General features: G+C 56.9%; 16 protein-coding genes and 2 tRNA genes. 9 read left to right on the top strand and 9 right to left on the bottom strand.

Features of this window, described 5'->3' with window-relative positions:
* The first annotated feature begins 3 nt into the window (after positions 1-3).
* From Q0O07_RS05745 to Q0O07_RS05735, 3 genes are read left to right on the top strand one after another with little or no spacing between them, the layout of a single operon-like run.
* Positions 4-480: a DUF2141 domain-containing protein gene (locus Q0O07_RS05745; RefSeq protein WP_295491440.1), complete on the top strand. Its 477-nt coding sequence runs from the start codon at positions 4-6 to the stop codon at positions 478-480.
* A 10-nt stretch (positions 481-490) separates the two neighbouring features.
* A complete protein-coding gene (locus Q0O07_RS05740) occupies positions 491-1,462 on the top strand; it encodes a diacylglycerol kinase family protein (protein WP_295491437.1) in 972 nt (323 codons plus the stop codon).
* A 33-nt stretch (positions 1,463-1,495) separates the two neighbouring features.
* Positions 1,496-2,419, top strand: coding sequence for a hypothetical protein (locus Q0O07_RS05735; protein WP_295491434.1), 924 nt, complete (start codon positions 1,496-1,498; stop codon positions 2,417-2,419).
* Here the strand turns inward: Q0O07_RS05735 and Q0O07_RS05730 are convergent.
* The 8 genes from Q0O07_RS05730 to Q0O07_RS05695 all read right to left on the bottom strand — a co-directional run bounded on the left by Q0O07_RS05730 (position 2,416) and on the right by Q0O07_RS05695 (position 8,461).
* A complete protein-coding gene (locus tag Q0O07_RS05730; RefSeq protein ID WP_295491431.1) occupies positions 2,416-3,069 on the bottom strand; it encodes a YoaK family protein in 654 nt (217 codons plus the stop codon). The genes Q0O07_RS05735 and Q0O07_RS05730 overlap by 4 nt on opposite strands.
* 10 nt (positions 3,070-3,079) lie before the next feature.
* Entirely contained in the window at positions 3,080-4,279 is a 1,200-nt protein-coding gene (locus tag Q0O07_RS05725; RefSeq protein ID WP_295491430.1) for an aminotransferase class I/II-fold pyridoxal phosphate-dependent enzyme, read from the bottom strand.
* 19 nt (positions 4,280-4,298) lie between these two features.
* On the bottom strand, positions 4,299-4,544 hold the full coding sequence (locus Q0O07_RS05720; RefSeq protein WP_295491427.1) for an acyl carrier protein: 246 nt from the start codon (positions 4,542-4,544) through the stop codon (positions 4,299-4,301).
* A 90-nt stretch (positions 4,545-4,634) separates the two neighbouring features.
* Positions 4,635-5,543, bottom strand: a complete 909-nt coding sequence (locus Q0O07_RS05715) for an NAD(P)-dependent oxidoreductase (RefSeq protein WP_295491425.1) — start codon at positions 5,541-5,543, stop codon at positions 4,635-4,637.
* A complete protein-coding gene (gene proB, locus Q0O07_RS05710; RefSeq protein ID WP_295491423.1) occupies positions 5,540-6,679 on the bottom strand; it encodes a glutamate 5-kinase in 1,140 nt (379 codons plus the stop codon). Before proB ends, Q0O07_RS05715 begins: the two co-directional genes overlap by 4 nt.
* 94 nt (positions 6,680-6,773) lie before the next feature.
* Positions 6,774-7,826, bottom strand: coding sequence for a GTPase ObgE (gene obgE, locus Q0O07_RS05705; protein WP_295491421.1), 1,053 nt, complete (start codon positions 7,824-7,826; stop codon positions 6,774-6,776).
* Positions 7,827-7,993: 167 nt separating this feature from the next.
* Positions 7,994-8,069: transfer RNA gene (locus Q0O07_RS05700), tRNA-Ala, on the bottom strand.
* A gap of 74 nt (positions 8,070-8,143) precedes the next feature.
* The gene (locus Q0O07_RS05695; RefSeq protein ID WP_295491419.1) at positions 8,144-8,461 is read right to left on the bottom strand and encodes an FYDLN acid domain-containing protein; all 318 of its coding nucleotides are present in this window, start codon (positions 8,459-8,461) and stop codon (positions 8,144-8,146) included.
* 155 nt (positions 8,462-8,616) lie between these two features.
* Here Q0O07_RS05695 and aroA point away from each other — a divergent pair, with 155 nt between their 5' ends.
* The 6 genes from aroA (at position 8,617) to Q0O07_RS05665 (ending at position 13,456) form a co-directional block, all read left to right on the top strand.
* Positions 8,617-9,951, top strand: coding sequence for a 3-phosphoshikimate 1-carboxyvinyltransferase (gene aroA, locus Q0O07_RS05690; protein ID WP_295491416.1), 1,335 nt, complete (start codon positions 8,617-8,619; stop codon positions 9,949-9,951).
* Positions 9,948-10,226, top strand: a complete 279-nt coding sequence (locus Q0O07_RS05685) for a hypothetical protein (RefSeq protein ID WP_295491414.1) — start codon at positions 9,948-9,950, stop codon at positions 10,224-10,226. The genes aroA and Q0O07_RS05685 overlap by 4 nt, the downstream gene beginning before the upstream one ends.
* Entirely contained in the window at positions 10,223-10,849 is a 627-nt protein-coding gene (locus Q0O07_RS05680; protein WP_295491412.1) for a d(CMP) kinase, read from the top strand. The genes Q0O07_RS05685 and Q0O07_RS05680 overlap by 4 nt, the downstream gene beginning before the upstream one ends.
* A gap of 249 nt (positions 10,850-11,098) precedes the next feature.
* Positions 11,099-12,805 carry a 30S ribosomal protein S1 gene (gene rpsA, locus Q0O07_RS05675; RefSeq protein ID WP_295491410.1) on the top strand — a complete coding sequence of 569 codons (1,707 nt, stop codon included), beginning with the start codon at positions 11,099-11,101 and terminating at the stop codon, positions 12,803-12,805.
* Positions 12,806-13,034: 229 nt separating this feature from the next.
* Positions 13,035-13,313, top strand: a complete 279-nt coding sequence (locus tag Q0O07_RS05670; RefSeq protein ID WP_295491407.1) for an integration host factor subunit beta — start codon at positions 13,035-13,037, stop codon at positions 13,311-13,313.
* A gap of 57 nt (positions 13,314-13,370) precedes the next feature.
* Positions 13,371-13,456, top strand: a tRNA-Leu gene (locus Q0O07_RS05665).
* Positions 13,457-13,519: 63 nt separating this feature from the next.
* Here the strand turns inward: Q0O07_RS05665 and Q0O07_RS05660 are convergent.
* Positions 13,520-15,028, bottom strand: a complete 1,509-nt coding sequence (locus tag Q0O07_RS05660; RefSeq protein WP_295491404.1) for a YifB family Mg chelatase-like AAA ATPase — start codon at positions 15,026-15,028, stop codon at positions 13,520-13,522.
* Positions 15,029-15,067 lie beyond the last annotated feature (39 nt).

The raw sequence follows: 15,067 nt of genomic DNA, 5'->3' as shown, positions 1-15,067 counted from the left end.
GCAATGAAGAAATGTGTCGCTCTTGTGGTTATAGTTGGTCTGCTGCTGATTTCCGGCACAGCGGCAGCCAACCAAGAGCTAAATAATGATATGTCACGATGCACTTCGGGCAGTGGGCCGGCTGTGCTCGTGCAGGTACGCGGCGTGAAGGAATCGAGCGGAAAAATCCGCGTCCAGTCCTATCCTGCAATCCGTGATGCATGGTTGGCAAAGGGTCGCTGGCTTCACCGTGTCGAAAGCCCCGCCAATGAAGGCAGCATGAATATCTGTATCCCCCTTCCCTCCGAAGGCAAATATGGCATCGCTGTCCGGCATGACCGCAATGGCAACGACAAGACTGATATTAGCCAAGACGGTGGTGGTTTTTCCAATAACCCAAGCATCAGCATTCTGAATTTGGGCAGGCCATCAGTTCACAAGGTTGCTTTTCAAGCTGGCCCAGGCGTTACGCGCATTACCGTCAATCTGAAATATATGTGAGGGTTCTTATTTGGCTTTAGTGGCGCTCCTGTCGAATCCGAATTCAACTGGCAATCAATCTATGTTGCCGGCAGTTCGCACCTATTGCGCCAAAAATCCGGATATATTCCATTATGAGGTCGAAGAGATCGGCCAGATTGCCAAGGCGTTGGAGATGATTGCCCGCGTGAAGCCCAAGGTGCTAGTCATCAACGGCGGTGATGGTACGGTTCAATCCGCCCTGACCGAGCTTTATCATGGTGGCCATTTTGAGGGCACTCCGCCACCAGTGGCTGTCTTGCCGAACGGCAAGACGAACCTGATCGCCCTGGATTTGGGCGCAGAGGGCGACCCGTTGGAGGCGCTTTCTCGGATTATTGAGGTCGCAAAAGGCGACCTGTCAAAGCATATCGTGGTACGCGAACTCATTGCCCTGAGCGATGGCAGCGAAGGTGCACGTCCGGTGCTGGGCATGTTCCTTGGCGGAGCGGGGCTTGCCGAAACGATTTTATATTGTCGGCACAAGATTTACCCCTTGGGCCTACCCAATGGATTGAGCCATTTTTTGACCGTAGTTGCTGTCCTGTTTTCTGCAGTCATCAGCGTAAAGGCCAGTTTCCTGCCTCAACGATCGAAACCAGTCAGCATAACGTTCATCCGCAATGGTGTATTGCACGGCACTTTTTCTGTGCTGATTGTGACGACTTTGGAAAAGCTTCTGTTGGGCGGCCAAGCGGGCAACAATAAGCAGCGCGGGCTGATGAAATTTCTGGCGGTTGACCAAAAACCATTGGCGATGCTGAAAATGATTGCGGCCTCACTGCGCGGAAAATTAGGGCAAACCAATATGCGCGGTGTGCATTTTCAACAAGGCGATGTCATTCGCATTGAAAGCGAACAAAGCAGTGTCGTTCTAGACGGCGAAGTGTTTCAGGCCCATCCCGGTAGCCCAATCGTTCTGCGCTCAACACCGCCGGTCCCGTTCCTGAAACTAGCCGCTTAACAAGCACCCATAAAGGCGGCTAAGGCCCCAGACATGCTCTCGCTTACGCAACTTGTCGCTGAAGAATTGGCTGTCCCGGTGCAGGCAGGCGTAAGTGAATTTGCATCGCACATCGCGGCGCAATTTCAGGGTGCCGCGCGCGCCGTGCTGTTCTACGGTTCATGTTTACGCTCGGAGCAATTGCAGGGCGAGATGCTCGACTTTTACCTGATCGTTTCAGATTACAAGACTGCTTATGGCAAAAGCTGGCTCGCGAAATGGAACCGCCGTCTGCCGCCCAACGTCTTTCCGTTTCAACATAATGGCCTCATCGCCAAAGTCGCGGTGTTAAGCGAGAGCGACTTTCATAACCTCAACCGGCCAGCTGCCTCTGCCGTTTCTGTCTGGGCCAGATTTGCACAGCCCTCACGCCTCGCATGGTGCGCAGATGAAACGGCGCGACAAGCGGCGATAATGGCGATTTCCGGGGCAGCACCAACTTTGCTTAATGCAGCACTGGCATTTGTTGAGCGGGAGGTAGGCATCCTCGATTTGTGGCAGTCGGGGTTTCAGATGACGTATAGCGCTGAACTGCGTGCCGAAAGCAAGGACCGGCCCTCATCTGTTATGGCATTCGACCCCGAACGCTATGGCCGTTTTGGCATCGCTGCGCTGAACCACACCAGCATCGCGAACAAAATGCGCGGCGACAGAATTCTGTTATTGCCAGATGTAGATGGCAAAATTGCGCAAGAGAAAAACCGTTGGCCCGGCTTGCGCCGACGCGGCAAATTGCTGACCATCGCACGGCTTGCAAAGGCTGCGTTCACCTATGCCGGCGGGATTGATTATCTGGCGTGGAAGATAAACCGCCACGCCGGAACACAGATCATCATCCAGCCATGGCAACGCAAATGGCCGTTAGTCGCGGCGCTGTTTCTGGTGCCAAAACTATGGGCAAAAGGCGCTGTGCGTTAACCGCTAAAGCGGTTTCGTTGGACCAATAATGCAAGTGCGAAAATGCCGGCATAAGCTGCGGGCAACCAAAGGCTGTGGTATCCGAAGATACCAAATATCAACGCGCCAACGGCAGCGCCGCTGATCAGGCCAAGCCATAGCAACAGATATGGCACCCACTCCAAACGCGGACCGCCGCTGATCATCGTGGCAAGCCCCTGCCCGATTTTAACGAGCGCTCCGGTCATATAAGTGAGCCCGAACGACACCGACCCTTCGCGTTCAAAGAGCGTGTTTTCCAGCCCCATGCAGAAGGCCGCAAAGCATAGCCCTATGAGCAGAAATCCAAAGCTTGCAATGAGTGGCGCGGCAAACAGCAGCAGAGATATGATGCCGAGAATGATTGCCTGACGCCGCGCGTGCGCGAAGGTGCTTTTGCGGCCAATAAGTGACCCTGCAACGACGCCAATCACAAAGCTTGCCAGCAACGCAGCGACCATGCCCACATACGGCGCGGCGTCGACCACACCTACGCTGAGCCGCGTGGAATTTCCGCTCATAAAGGACAGGAAAAACCCGCCGCTGGCGAGGAAACCAATGGCATCGACCATGCCCGCCATGGCCGCGAAACCGACGGCCAAAAGGCGGGCGTTACGGTCCAGCCTGTTCACGAACGTCCCGTCAGATGATCCCGACAGCTTTGCCCGCGCGTTCGAAACGGTCGAGAATGTCGGCCACCTGCGCGCTGCTATGTTCTGCGCATAAGGAACAACGCAGCAAGGTCATACCCGCTGGCGTCGCGGGCGGACGTGCCAAGTTCACATAGAGCCCGTTTTCAAGCAAGGCCGCCCACATCGCCGCGCCCTTTTCCAGATCGGGCATGATAACCGCGATGATGGCGCTTTGTGCATTGGGCGTGCCCAATTGGAAGCCCAGATCGCGCAGCCCCTGATGCAGGTTCTTTGAATTTTCCCACAAATGTCCGCGCTTGTTACTATTGTGCATCAGCTTGCGGATGCTTGCCGCCGAACAGGCAACGACCGATGGCGGAAGCGACGCGGTGAAGACATAAGGGCGGCATACCAGCCGCATGATTTCAAACTTGGGATGGTTCGACACGCAGAAGCCGCCAACGGTGCCTACCGATTTGGAGAAGGTGCCAATGATGAAATCGACATCGCCCAACACGCCTTGCTCTTCCGCCACACCCCGTCCATTTTCGCCGATAAAGCCCATTGAATGTGCTTCATCGACCAGGATCATTGCGCCAGCCTCTTTCGAAACGCGGATCATTTCCTTCAACGGCGCAACGTCACCAAGCATTGAATAAACGCCCTCAAGCACCACCAATTTGCCCGCATCGGCAGGCAAACGCTTCAGCCGTTTTTCGAGTGCCTCAACATCATTGTGGCGGAAGGCGACGATTTCGGCATCACCCATTTTGCAGCCATCATAAATCGACGCATGGCTGTCAATGTCGAGGATGATGTAATCGCCCTTGCCCGCGATCGTGCTGATAATGCCCAAATTCGCCTGATAGCCCGTGGAAAAGACCATGGCATGGTCCATCCCGTAAAATTCCTTCAACGCATCTTCGCATTCCTTATGGCCCTGAAACGTACCGTTCAGAACGCGGCTGCCGGTGGTGCCAGCGCCAAATTCGTCCAATGCTTGCTTGCCTGCGGCAATGACGTCATCGTCAAAGGTCATGCCCATATAATTATAGGTGCCAAGCAGGATCGTTTCCTTGCCATTGACGACCGCGACGGTGGGCGACTTCACTTCTTCCATCACCAGGCTGAACGGGTCTTTTACACCCGTGGCGAGCAGACCTTCGCGCTGGGCGATTAAGGCGTCAAATTTTGAAAATAAGTCAGTCATTACCGTCTCTCGTAAAAAATTAGGCAGCGGTTAGCTTGGTCACGGCATCGACCAACTGGCCGACAGTTTCGATTTCAGCCTGCAAATTCATGCTGATGATGATGTCAAAGCTGTCTTCGACTTCAGCGACAAAATCCATCACGGTCAGGCTGTCCCATTCAAGGTCGCCTGCAAAGGTCGTTGCCTCACTAACTTCGGTGCCTTTTTTGTTAAACGGTTCAATCAGGCCCTTCAGGCGATCAAACATTTCGCTCCTGTCAGTCATTCTTACATCCTCGATATGATTGGCAGCCAATGCCCCATATGGTCGCGCTATGGCAAGCGAATAAGGCGGCAAAAGGGCGAGGCTAGGGCGCTACATCCACCCGTGCTTGCGATACCAGCCTACGGTGTCTTTCAGACCCGAAGCCGTTGCAATTTCCGGCTGCCAAAGCTGTGCCGCTGGCGCAGCGTCTGGATCAATGGTCCAGTCGGGATGCGTAAGGTAATTGGCGCGATCCGGCGTCAGCTTCGCCTTTGGTCCGCGGATCGCGCGGTCCGCCCATCCGGCGAATTTCAAAAGAAAGCTTGGTGCATGCAGGGCCGTAATGTTTCGGCCAACCGCCGCGCCAATGGCTTTGGCAAAGGCTTCATGACTCCACCCACCCGTCGTCCCGTCATCGGCTTCAAAAATGCGTTTCGACACATTTTCAGCAGATAATAACGTCACCAGCAAACGGGCCAGATCATCAACATGGATGACGGACACGCGCCCGCGCGGCGGGAGCAAAGCCCAGCCCTTGGCCGCAATACGGAACATATCAAACATTTCGGTGTCGCCGGGGCCATAGACGCCCGGCGGCCGAATGACGATCCAGTCGAGCGTCGACGCTTTCACAAGATTTTCGGCCTTAGCCTTGCTCGCGCCATATAAGGACAGCGCCGGTTCGCGCGCGGCGAGTGACGAGACAGCGACGAAGCGGTCGATACCCGCCATTTGGGCAGCGGCGAGGATATTTGCCGTGCCAGCGACATTGCCGCTTTCGAAACCAGCCGCATCGGGCGCGTTCACAATGCCGGCGACATGCAACACCGCATCCGCACCCTTGCACAATTCTTTGAGGCTGGCCGCATCATTGAGGCGACCATGCACCCATGTCACGCCTGCTGTCTTAGGCTGGTCCCGCCGCGTCAATGCGCGCACATGCCAACCCGCCGCGACCAAGCGATCCAGCGTAATCCGCCCGACAAAGCCCGTCGCCCCCGTCAGCGCGACAGTCTTCACAAAAGCACCAATTGATCGCGGTGAACGAGTACAGAACGCGGCACGGTGCCCAATATGGCGGCCAACTCGCTTGACCGATGCCCGCAAATCCGCGCCGCATCGACCGCATCATATTCGGAAAGTCCGCGTGCAATCGCAAGGCCGTCATCGGCGCTGATGTCGATGACATCGCCGCGCTTAAACTCGCCTTCTACCGACAGTGCGCCAGCGGGCAGAAGGCTGCTTCCGGCCTTGAGCGCTTGCACCGCGCCATCATCGATGCGGATCCGGCCCTTGACTGTCAGCCGCCCGCCGAGCCAGCTTTTACGCGCTGAGCCACCCTCACGCGGGGCGAAGAAGGTCGAAAGCCCACCTTGCTCCAACGCCGCAAGCGGATGGTCGCGCAAGCCGGACGCGATTACAAGGCCGATCCCGGCCCGCGTTGCAATATCTGCGGCATCCAATTTGGATGCCATCCCGCCAGACCCCATGCCAGAAGACGAGCCCTTAGCCACCATTACCCGCACGCGGCCGTCAATCTTCTCTATTGTCGGCAGTAACATTGCGCCCGGCAAATGTGGCGCGCGGTCGAACAAGCCATCAACGTCCGACAGCAATATGACACCTGTCGCGCCCGCAGCTTGCGCCACGCGTGCGGCCAAGCGGTCATTGTCGCCAAAACGGATTTCCTCTGTGGCGACGCTGTCATTTTCGTTGATGACAGGCACCGCGCCGGCGCCCAACAATCGGTCAAGCGTTGCCGCGATGTTCAAATAACGGCGGCGGTCCTCAAGATCATCGAGCGTCACCAGCATCTGCGCTGCGGCCAAGGACTGACCTTCCAACAGGTCCGCCCAGATGCCCGATAACACAATCTGTCCAACGGACGCAGCCGCCTGCGCATCGGCAAGGCTGGCGCGGCCACCTTTGTCAAAGCCCAAGCGGCGGGCGCCAAGCGCAATTGCGCCTGAGGTGACAATGATGCACCGCTGCCCCGCCTTATGCCGCGCACTGATATCCGCAACGAGCGTCTGAAGCCATTCCCGCCGCACAGTTCCGTCCGGCTGCACCAGCAACGAGGAGCCGACCTTCACCACCAATAAGGGGCAGGATGCGGGTGAGAGTTTATCCACGGACGCTAAACCGAAAATCGTCATGCTGAACTCGTTCCAGCATCTTACTTTTCTTGCAACGCATTAAGACCCTGAAACAAGTTCAGGGTGACGGAGTTGGAAGGGCGTGGCGCGAAGTTCAGATTGGCGACCATGTCCCGTCCTCAGTGATGCCATCGGCCTTTGCGCCTTCAAGCCCGCTTTTGGCAGGCAGCGCCTCCAATATACGGTCGAGGACCAGATCAACGCCTTGGCCCGTCGCGCCGGAAATCGCGATCACATCCTGCGCGCCAGCCGCCTGAAGCTGCTGTGCGATATCGGCCATCAATTCAGGGTCAAGCAAATCGCCTTTGTTGAGCGCGACAATCTGGGGCTTTTCATCCAAGGCCGCGCCATATTCGCTCAATTCGTCACACACAATGTGCCATGCGGCCACGGGGTCATCTTGCGTTGCATCAATCAAGTGAATGAGAATCCGGCAGCGCTCAATATGGCCCAAGAAACGGTCGCCAATGCCCACACCTTCGGCAGCGCCAGCAATAAGGCCTGGAATATCGGCCAGCACGAATTCCCGCGACTTATGGTCAACAACGCCCAATTGCGGGCGCGTGGTGGTGAACGGATAATCGCCAACCTTCGCTTTGGTATTGGACACTTGGTTGATGAAGGTCGATTTGCCCGCGTTGGGCATGCCGACAAGACCCGCATCAGCCAACAGTTTCAACCGCAACCAGATATATCGTTCTTCGCCGGGCCAGCCGGGGCCATGTTCGCGCGGGGCGCGGTTGGTTGAGCTTTTATACGATGCGTTACCACGTCCGCCATCGCCACCGCGCAGGAACACAACCCGCTGTCCCACCGCCGTCAGGTCCAGCAACAATGTGCGTTCTTCGTCATCGGCCAGCACCTGCGTGCCCACAGGCACCTGAATGACAAGATCATCCCCATAAGCGCCATGGCGATCACGGCCCATCCCTTGAATGCCGCGCATAGCCTTAAAATGCTGCGCATAGCGAAAGTCGATAAGCGTGTTCAGCCCGGCCACCGCCTCAATCACGACATCGCCACCTTTGCCGCCATTACCGCCGTCGGGGCCGCCATATTGCACATATTTCTCGCGCCGAAAACTGACCGCGCCCGGGCCACCTGCGCCGGAACGGACAAAAATCTTAGCTTGGTCAAGAAAATGCATAAATTAGCCCTTAGACTATCAAAACGATCTCGTCATCCCGAACTCGTTTCGGGATAAAGCGCTAACGTAGCGTTTTGTGCTGAAACAAGTTCAGCACGACGAAACTTAGGGAACGAGAAGTCGTCGCTAGCGCAGAGCGGCCCGCCAGCCGAAGCTTTAGCGAAGGTTGGTGGAGCCTAGGGGAGTCGAACCCCTGACCTCTACACTGCCAGTGTAGCGCTCTACCAGCTGAGCTAAGGCCCCATCTGGCCGCCCATTGGACAGCCTTGGTGAGGAGCGCCACTAGCGGGCGCCCCTATATATATCAAGTCCGAAGATTAGATGTCGTCGGGCTCATCTTCCGTGCCCGCAACGCCAAGATCTTCGTCACCGCCCAAGTCGACGTCATTGTCGGGCGACACGTCGCCATCAACCGCATCGACGTCAATGTCGAGGTCGTCATCCGCCAGATCCGAGTCGTCCTTCTTCTTTTCGATTTCTTCAAACGGCATGGGCTGCTTCGATTTCAAAACTGGCTCTGGCGTCCACTGGTTGCCGCATTCGATGCATTCAACCGGTTCGTCCTTGGTCAGGTCGTAAAAACGAACGCCACATTTCGGGCAAGTGCGCTTGGTTCCCCATTCAGCCTTGATCATGGCGGGCTTAAATCCTTTTAAACTGGCTTGGAAAGGCAACACACGTCTGTGAATCACCGTCAATTGGCGCGGCCTCTGCCACAGCGACGCGCCGCTGTCAAAAATTACTGTGGTCGTTGACTTGAACGCGCATCATCCGCAAAGCGCAAAACATCATGCACAACGCAGTTCCCAGACCCGGTAGTTTCCAGCCCAGCGGCCCGTTATTTGGTACGCTTAAGGTTCCTGGCGACAAATCCATTTCGCACCGCGCGCTTATGTTGAGCGCGCTTGCGGTGGGTGAAAGCAGAATTACAGGCTTGCTGGAAGGCGAAGACGTGCTCGCCACCGCTGCGGCCATGCGGGCAATGGGCGCGCAGATCGAACGCACCGGTGCAGGCAATTGGACCGTCAACGGCGTGGGCGTGGGCGGCCTGATGCAGCCATCGGGCGCACTCGACATGGGCAATAGCGGGACGTCGACACGGCTATTGATGGGGCTGGTCGCCAGCCACCGTTTGACCGCGACCTTCATTGGCGATGCCAGCCTGTCCAAACGCCCGATGGGCCGCGTGATTGATCCACTCAGCCAAATGGGCGCCGAGTTTACGGCAAGCCCCGGCGGGATGCTGCCGTTGATGGTGCGCGGATTGGTGCCCGCCATACCGATCAGCTACCGTCTGCCGGTCGCCTCTGCCCAAATTAAAAGCGCCGTCTTGCTGGCCGGGCTCAACATCGCTGGCATCACTGAAGTCATCGAGCCTGTGCCCACCCGCGACCATAGCGAACGGATGCTGCGCGGTTTTGGTGCAGATTTAACCGTCGATGTTGATGCCGATGGTGTGCGGCATATTCGCCTGATGGGCGAAGCAGAGTTACAGCCGCAGCAGATAGAGGTTCCCGGCGATCCGTCCTCCGCAGCCTTTTTCATTGTTGCGGCCCTCATTACGCCGGGTAGCGAAGTTACCGTCACCCATGTCGGCATGAACCCGACGCGCACAGGCATTTACAAGATGTTGGAGGCGATGGGCGCTGACCTTACGTATGCAAACGAACGCGAAGTTGGCGGGGAGCCCGTGGCCGACATCACCGCGCGGCATTCTGTCCTGCGCGGTATCGACGTGCCACCGGATGTTGCGCCAAGCATGATTGACGAATTTCCGGTGTTCTTCGTCGCTGCGAGCATGGCGCAGGGCCGAACAACGACCGGTGGTCTGGATGAACTGCGCGTGAAAGAATCCGACCGGCTCGCGCTCATGGCGACGGGTTTGAAAGCGATTGGCGCACGGGTTGAAGAACGCGAAGATGGCCTCATCATTGACGGCAGCGGAGGAGAACCTGTGGAAGGCGGCGCGACGGTAACAAGCGCACTCGACCACCGCATCGCCATGAGCTTTGCTGTCGCGGGTCAGCATTGTTATCATGCGGTCACCGTCGACGACGTGTCGCCCATTGCGACGAGTTTTCCAACATTTGAAAACATATTACATAATCTGCAGGTTCAACATTGACCGAATATATATCGCCCTTCGCGGCTGACCTCATCGGGTTTGCAGGCAGTTTTTTCATTGTCGCTGCGTTTGCGTACAGCAACCTCACGACGCAGATGAATGCATTATGGTTCAACGTCGCAAACTTCTTTGGCGCGGCCTTACTGACCATTTCGTTGACGGTAAATTTCAACTTACCGACCATGGTGCTGGAAATTGTCTGGATGGCCATTGCGGTGTTCGGCATCATGAAGGCCCTGATGAAGCGCCGTGTCGATACAGGGGCGGCCGAATGATCATCGCCGTTGACGGGCCAACCGCCTCTGGCAAAGGCACGTTAGCAAGAGCACTCGCCGCGCATTTCGGGTTGCCGTTTCTGGATACCGGCCTGCTGTACCGCGCGGTGGGGTGCCACGTGCAATTGCACAAAGGAAACCCTGACGATGCCGCGGACGCTTTGGCGGGATGCGGGTTCCCGGACAGCTTGCTGGATGACCCTGTTCTGCGGAGCGAGGAAGTTGGCGGGTTAGCAAGCCGGGTATCGATTCACCCCGGGGTGCGTGCGGCGCTTAACCAGCGGCAGGTGGACTTTGCCAATCAGCCCGGCGGCGCATTGCTCGACGGGCGTGATATCGGGACAGTCATCGCACCGCATGCTGACGTGAAGTTGTTCGTCACCGCGCCCGCAGAGGTCCGCGCGAAGCGCCGTCATCATGAAATGCAACGACAAGGCATGGATGTAGAATTTGCCAATATCCTGACTGACATTGGGGCGCGTGACGAACGTGACACCGGCCGCGCTGATGCACCGTTAAAACCGGCGGAAGACGCGCTATTGCTTGATACCGGCGATTTGACTATAGGCGACGCCGTTCAAGCTGCGATTGCTTTGGTGGAGTCTCGACTTCGCAAAAGCTAAGTAGCCGGCGTGTATCGATAGAACACACCGTCACCCTGAGCTTGGTTCAGGGTTCATTTCGCCTCGCTGACCCTTGGTCTAAGTTGATGGATGGATGCTGAAACAAGTTCGGCATGACGCGGTAATTTGGCTCGATATGCACCGTATTTGGGCGCTTTGCTGCTATTCGGGCATCAGGGCAACTCTGGTCAAAGACCGTCGGAACCAACCGACTGGCCGGACAAAATGTACGTAAGGACACTCTAACCTATGGCAACTTCGCCAAACCCGACCCGCGACGATTTCGCGGCACTTCTCGACGAATCACTTGGCGGCGCAGACGGTGGCTTTGAAGGCCGCGTCGTAAAAGGCACCGTAACCGCAATCGACAATGACCATGCTGTCATCGATGTGGGTCTCAAATCCGAAGGCCGTGTGGCGCTGCGTGAATTCGCTATGCCCGGCCAAAAAGCCGACCTGAAGGTTGGCGACGAAGTCGAAGTCTTCGTTGACCGCGTAGAAAATATGAACGGCGAAGCTATGCTCAGCCGCGATCGCGCCCGTCGCGAAGCCGCTTGGGATGTGCTTGAAGGTGAATTTGACGCGGGCAACCGCGTGGATGGCGTTATCTTTGGCCGCGTAAAGGGTGGTTTCACCGTTGATCTGGGCGGCGCAGTGGCATTCTTGCCCGGCAGCCAGGTTGACGTCCGCCCTGTGCGCGACGTTGCGCCATTGATGGACATCGCCCAACCCTTCGTCATCCTCAAAATGGATCGCAAGCGTGGCAACATCGTTGTATCGCGTCGCGCCATATTGGAAGAGACGCGCGCAGAACAGCGCACTGGCCTCATCCAAAACCTCGTCGAAGGTCAGATCATCGACGGCGTGGTCAAGAACATCACCGATTATGGCGCGTTTGTCGATTTGGGCGGCATCGATGGCCTGCTGCACGTCACCGACATCAGCTACAAGCGTATCAACCACCCAAGCGAAGTCATAAACATTGGTGACACCGTCAAGGTGCAAATCGTCCGTATCAACAAGGACACACAGCGCATCAGCCTTGGCATGAAGCAGTTGGAAAGCGATCCTTGGGATGCAGCGGTTGCCAAATATCCCGTCGGCACCAAGTTGAAGGGTGCGGTCACCAACATCACCGAATATGGTGCGTTCATCGAACTCGAAGCCGGTATCGAAGGCTTGGTCCACGTGTCGGAAATGTCATGGACAAAGAAGAATGTGCACCCGGGCAAAATCGTTTCGACAAGCCAAGAAGTCGACGTTGTCGTTCTCGACATCGACATGGAAAAGCGCCGTATTTCGCTTGGCCTCAAGCAAGCGCACGACAATCCATGGGCATCGTTCGCTGACAAGTTCCCAGTTGGTTCGACCGTTGAAGGCGAAGTCAAGAATGCGACCGAGTTTGGTCTGTTCATTGGTCTCGACGGCGACGTTGACGGCATGGTCCACATGTCCGACATCGCATGGGGCATCACCGGCGAAGAAGCCCTGCACCTTCACCGCAAGGGCGAAACCGTCAAGGCAATCGTTCTCGACATCGATGCCGAGAAAGAACGCATTTCGCTTGGCATCAAGCAGCTTGAAAAGGGTGCCCCGTCGGCAGCCGGTGCTGCTTCGGCAAGCGGCCTGAAGAAGGGTGGCACTACCACCGTGACCGTTCTTGAAGTGCGTGATGGCGGACTTGAAGTACAAGCGGGCGAAGATGGCGCAACTGGCTTCATCAAGCGCGCCGACCTTGGCCGCGACCGTGACGAGCAACGTCCGGATCGTTTCCAGGTTGGTCAGAAGTTTGACGCCATGGTTACTGGTTTCGACCGTTCGAAAAAGCCGAACTTCTCGGTCAAGGCACTACAGCTGGCCGAAGAGAAGCAAGCCGTTGAGCAATATGGTTCGTCCGATTCGGGCGCATCGCTTGGCGACATCTTGGGTGAAGCACTCAAGGGCGTGAAGAAGTAAGCTTCGGCCAAAAACTACATCCAAAATGGCATAGTAAAAAATGCCGTAATAGAGACCCGCTCCTTGAAAGAGGAGCGGGCTTTTTATGTTTTTGGCACGAAACGCTTGGAAGACCGTTGTAATAATGAAAAATTTCTGCCAGCGTCTCGGAATTATTGTAAAGACCTGTAAAGTGAAGTTTGCGAAGCGCACAGCGTCGTATTAGATAACCGTAAGAAAGGAACACAATATGATCCGTTCCGAGTTGATCAAAAAGCTGGAAGCCGAGAATCTGGAACTTAAAACAGAGGAAATCGAGAAGATCGTCGATCTGTTTTTTAACCAGATCATTCAACGCCTGTACGATGGTGGGCGCATTGAATTGCGCGGCTTTGGTGCTTTTTCGACCCGCGACCGCAGCCCGCGCAAGGGCCGCAACCCGCGCACCGGTGCATCGGTTGAAGTGCCATCAAAGCGCGTACCCTATTTCAAACCGGGCAAAGAAGTGCGCGAAAGCCTTAACAAATAAACCATTTGTGCGAAGGCACTTGACCCTGCGAGCGTAATGCTGTCTGCGCATGGCTAAGCGGATGTGGCGGAATGGTAGACGCTACAGACTTAAAATCTGTTGTCCGTAAGGGCGTGCGGGTTCGAGTCCCGCCATCCGCACCAATTGGCCTTAGGCGCCCTTTGGGTCACTTTATCATCAAGACTATGCGCCCTTCACATTGCGGCTCAGTTGCGGGGCGGCTGTCGTCGGTAGCTGAGCGCCTCGGCAATGTGGATACGGCCTACGTCCGTGGCATTGGCCAAATCGGCGATCGTGCGGGCAACGCGCAATATACGGGTGTAGCCACGCGCCGATAGGCGCATCGCTTCTGCCGCTTGGGCCAGTAACTTCTGCCCCGCTGCGTCCGGCGTGGCAAATTCAGCAAGTGTATCGCCATCAAGATCCGCATTGGTACGCAAGCCAGTGCCTTGCAGCCGTGCGCTTTGTAGGAAACGCGCGGCATGCACCCTAAAGGCTACCTCAGCCGAACCTTCGGCAGGGGGCGGAAGGACCAAGTCCGCGGCGCGCACTGCCTGCACTTCGACATGCAGATCGATACGGTCAAGCAATGGCCCAGATATCTTCGCCTGATAGTCCGCAGCGCAACGCGGTGCCCGGCTACATGCCAAAGCCGCGTCGCCAAGATGCCCGCAGCGGCAAGGGTTCATCGCAGCGACCAATTGGACGTTGGCGGGGAAAGTGACATGGCTGTTGGCCCGTGCGACGCTGACTTCACCGGTTTCCAAGGGCTGTCGCAAACTGTCGAGCACGCCGCGTTGGAATTCGGGCAGCTCGTCGAGGAACAGGACCCCGAGATGCGCGAGGCTGACTTCGCCGGGACGAATACGCAGACCGCCTCCGACCAAGGCTGGCATGGACGCGCTATGATGCGGCGCACGGAACGGACGTGTTCGCAATAAGCGGCCACCGTCCAAAGATCCGGCGACGGATGCAATCATGGAAACTTCCAATGCCTCAGCAGGCGAAAGTTCCGGCAAGATACCCGGCATACATGAGGCCAATAGCGACTTACCTGCGCCCGGTGGGCCAACCATAGCCAAATTATGACCACCAGCAGCGGCAATCTCCAGCGCGCGCTTTGCGGTCTCCTGCCCTTTTACCATTTTCAGATCAGGCCCCGTTTGGCGCGGCGCGGCAACCCCCGGCTCAGGCGGACGCAGCAAGGATTTCCCTTTCAGATGGTTCAGCAAGCCAAGTAGATCGGGTGCGGCCACGACTTCAATCTCGCCAGCCCAAGCCGCTTCTGCCCCTTGCATCGCCGGACAGATTAACCCGAGCCCGCGTGACGAGGCATGAAGCGCTGCCAAAAGCACGCCAGGTGATGCAGCCACTCTGCCATCCAAACCGAGTTCACCGACCACGACAAATTGCGCCAGCGCCTCTGCATCTACCAGCCCCATTGCACCGAGTAATGCCAGAGCAATTGGCAAGTCATAATGCGAACCCTCTTTGGGTAGGTCAGCGGGGGAGAGATTGATAGTGATCCGCTTGGGCGGCAATGCCAGACCCAGCGCAGAGATTGCGGCGCGAACCCGCTCGCGGCTTTCGGCGACCGCCTTATCTGGAAGACCCACAACGGCAAAGCCTACCATTCCTGGTGCGACTTGGCATTGGACTTCAACGCTGCGGGCTTCCAAGCCGAGATACGCGACTGTGGAAACAATCGACACCATATACTGTCCCCAAGGATGGACCTCCGCTGCACTGGGATG

The organism is Sphingorhabdus sp. EL138, assembly GCF_945890115.1.
GTDB lineage: Bacteria > Pseudomonadota > Alphaproteobacteria > Sphingomonadales > Sphingomonadaceae > Sphingorhabdus_B.
This window is presented reverse-complemented; position numbering and strand designations above follow the sequence as displayed.

Excerpts from the sequence above, each read along its gene's own strand:
- Q0O07_RS05680 (WP_295491412.1), top strand. The coding sequence starts at position 10,223 with ATGATCATCGCCGTTGACGGGCCAACCGCCTCTGGCAAAGGCACGTTA.
- rpsA (WP_295491410.1), top strand. The coding sequence starts at position 11,099 with ATGGCAACTTCGCCAAACCCGACCCGCGACGATTTCGCGGCACTTCTC.
- Q0O07_RS05670 (WP_295491407.1), top strand. The coding sequence starts at position 13,035 with ATGATCCGTTCCGAGTTGATCAAAAAGCTGGAAGCCGAGAATCTGGAA.
- Q0O07_RS05660 (WP_295491404.1), bottom strand. The coding sequence starts at position 15,028 with ATGGTGTCGATTGTTTCCACAGTCGCGTATCTCGGCTTGGAAGCCCGC.
- Q0O07_RS05720 (WP_295491427.1), bottom strand. The coding sequence starts at position 4,544 with ATGACTGACAGGAGCGAAATGTTTGATCGCCTGAAGGGCCTGATTGAA.
- Q0O07_RS05745 (WP_295491440.1), top strand. The coding sequence starts at position 4 with ATGAAGAAATGTGTCGCTCTTGTGGTTATAGTTGGTCTGCTGCTGATT.
- proB (WP_295491423.1), bottom strand. The coding sequence starts at position 6,679 with ATGACGATTTTCGGTTTAGCGTCCGTGGATAAACTCTCACCCGCATCC.
- obgE (WP_295491421.1), bottom strand. The coding sequence starts at position 7,826 with ATGCATTTTCTTGACCAAGCTAAGATTTTTGTCCGTTCCGGCGCAGGT.
- Q0O07_RS05695 (WP_295491419.1), bottom strand. The coding sequence starts at position 8,461 with ATGATCAAGGCTGAATGGGGAACCAAGCGCACTTGCCCGAAATGTGGC.
- Q0O07_RS05735 (WP_295491434.1), top strand. The coding sequence starts at position 1,496 with ATGCTCTCGCTTACGCAACTTGTCGCTGAAGAATTGGCTGTCCCGGTG.
- Q0O07_RS05725 (WP_295491430.1), bottom strand. The coding sequence starts at position 4,279 with ATGACTGACTTATTTTCAAAATTTGACGCCTTAATCGCCCAGCGCGAA.
- aroA (WP_295491416.1), top strand. The coding sequence starts at position 8,617 with ATGCACAACGCAGTTCCCAGACCCGGTAGTTTCCAGCCCAGCGGCCCG.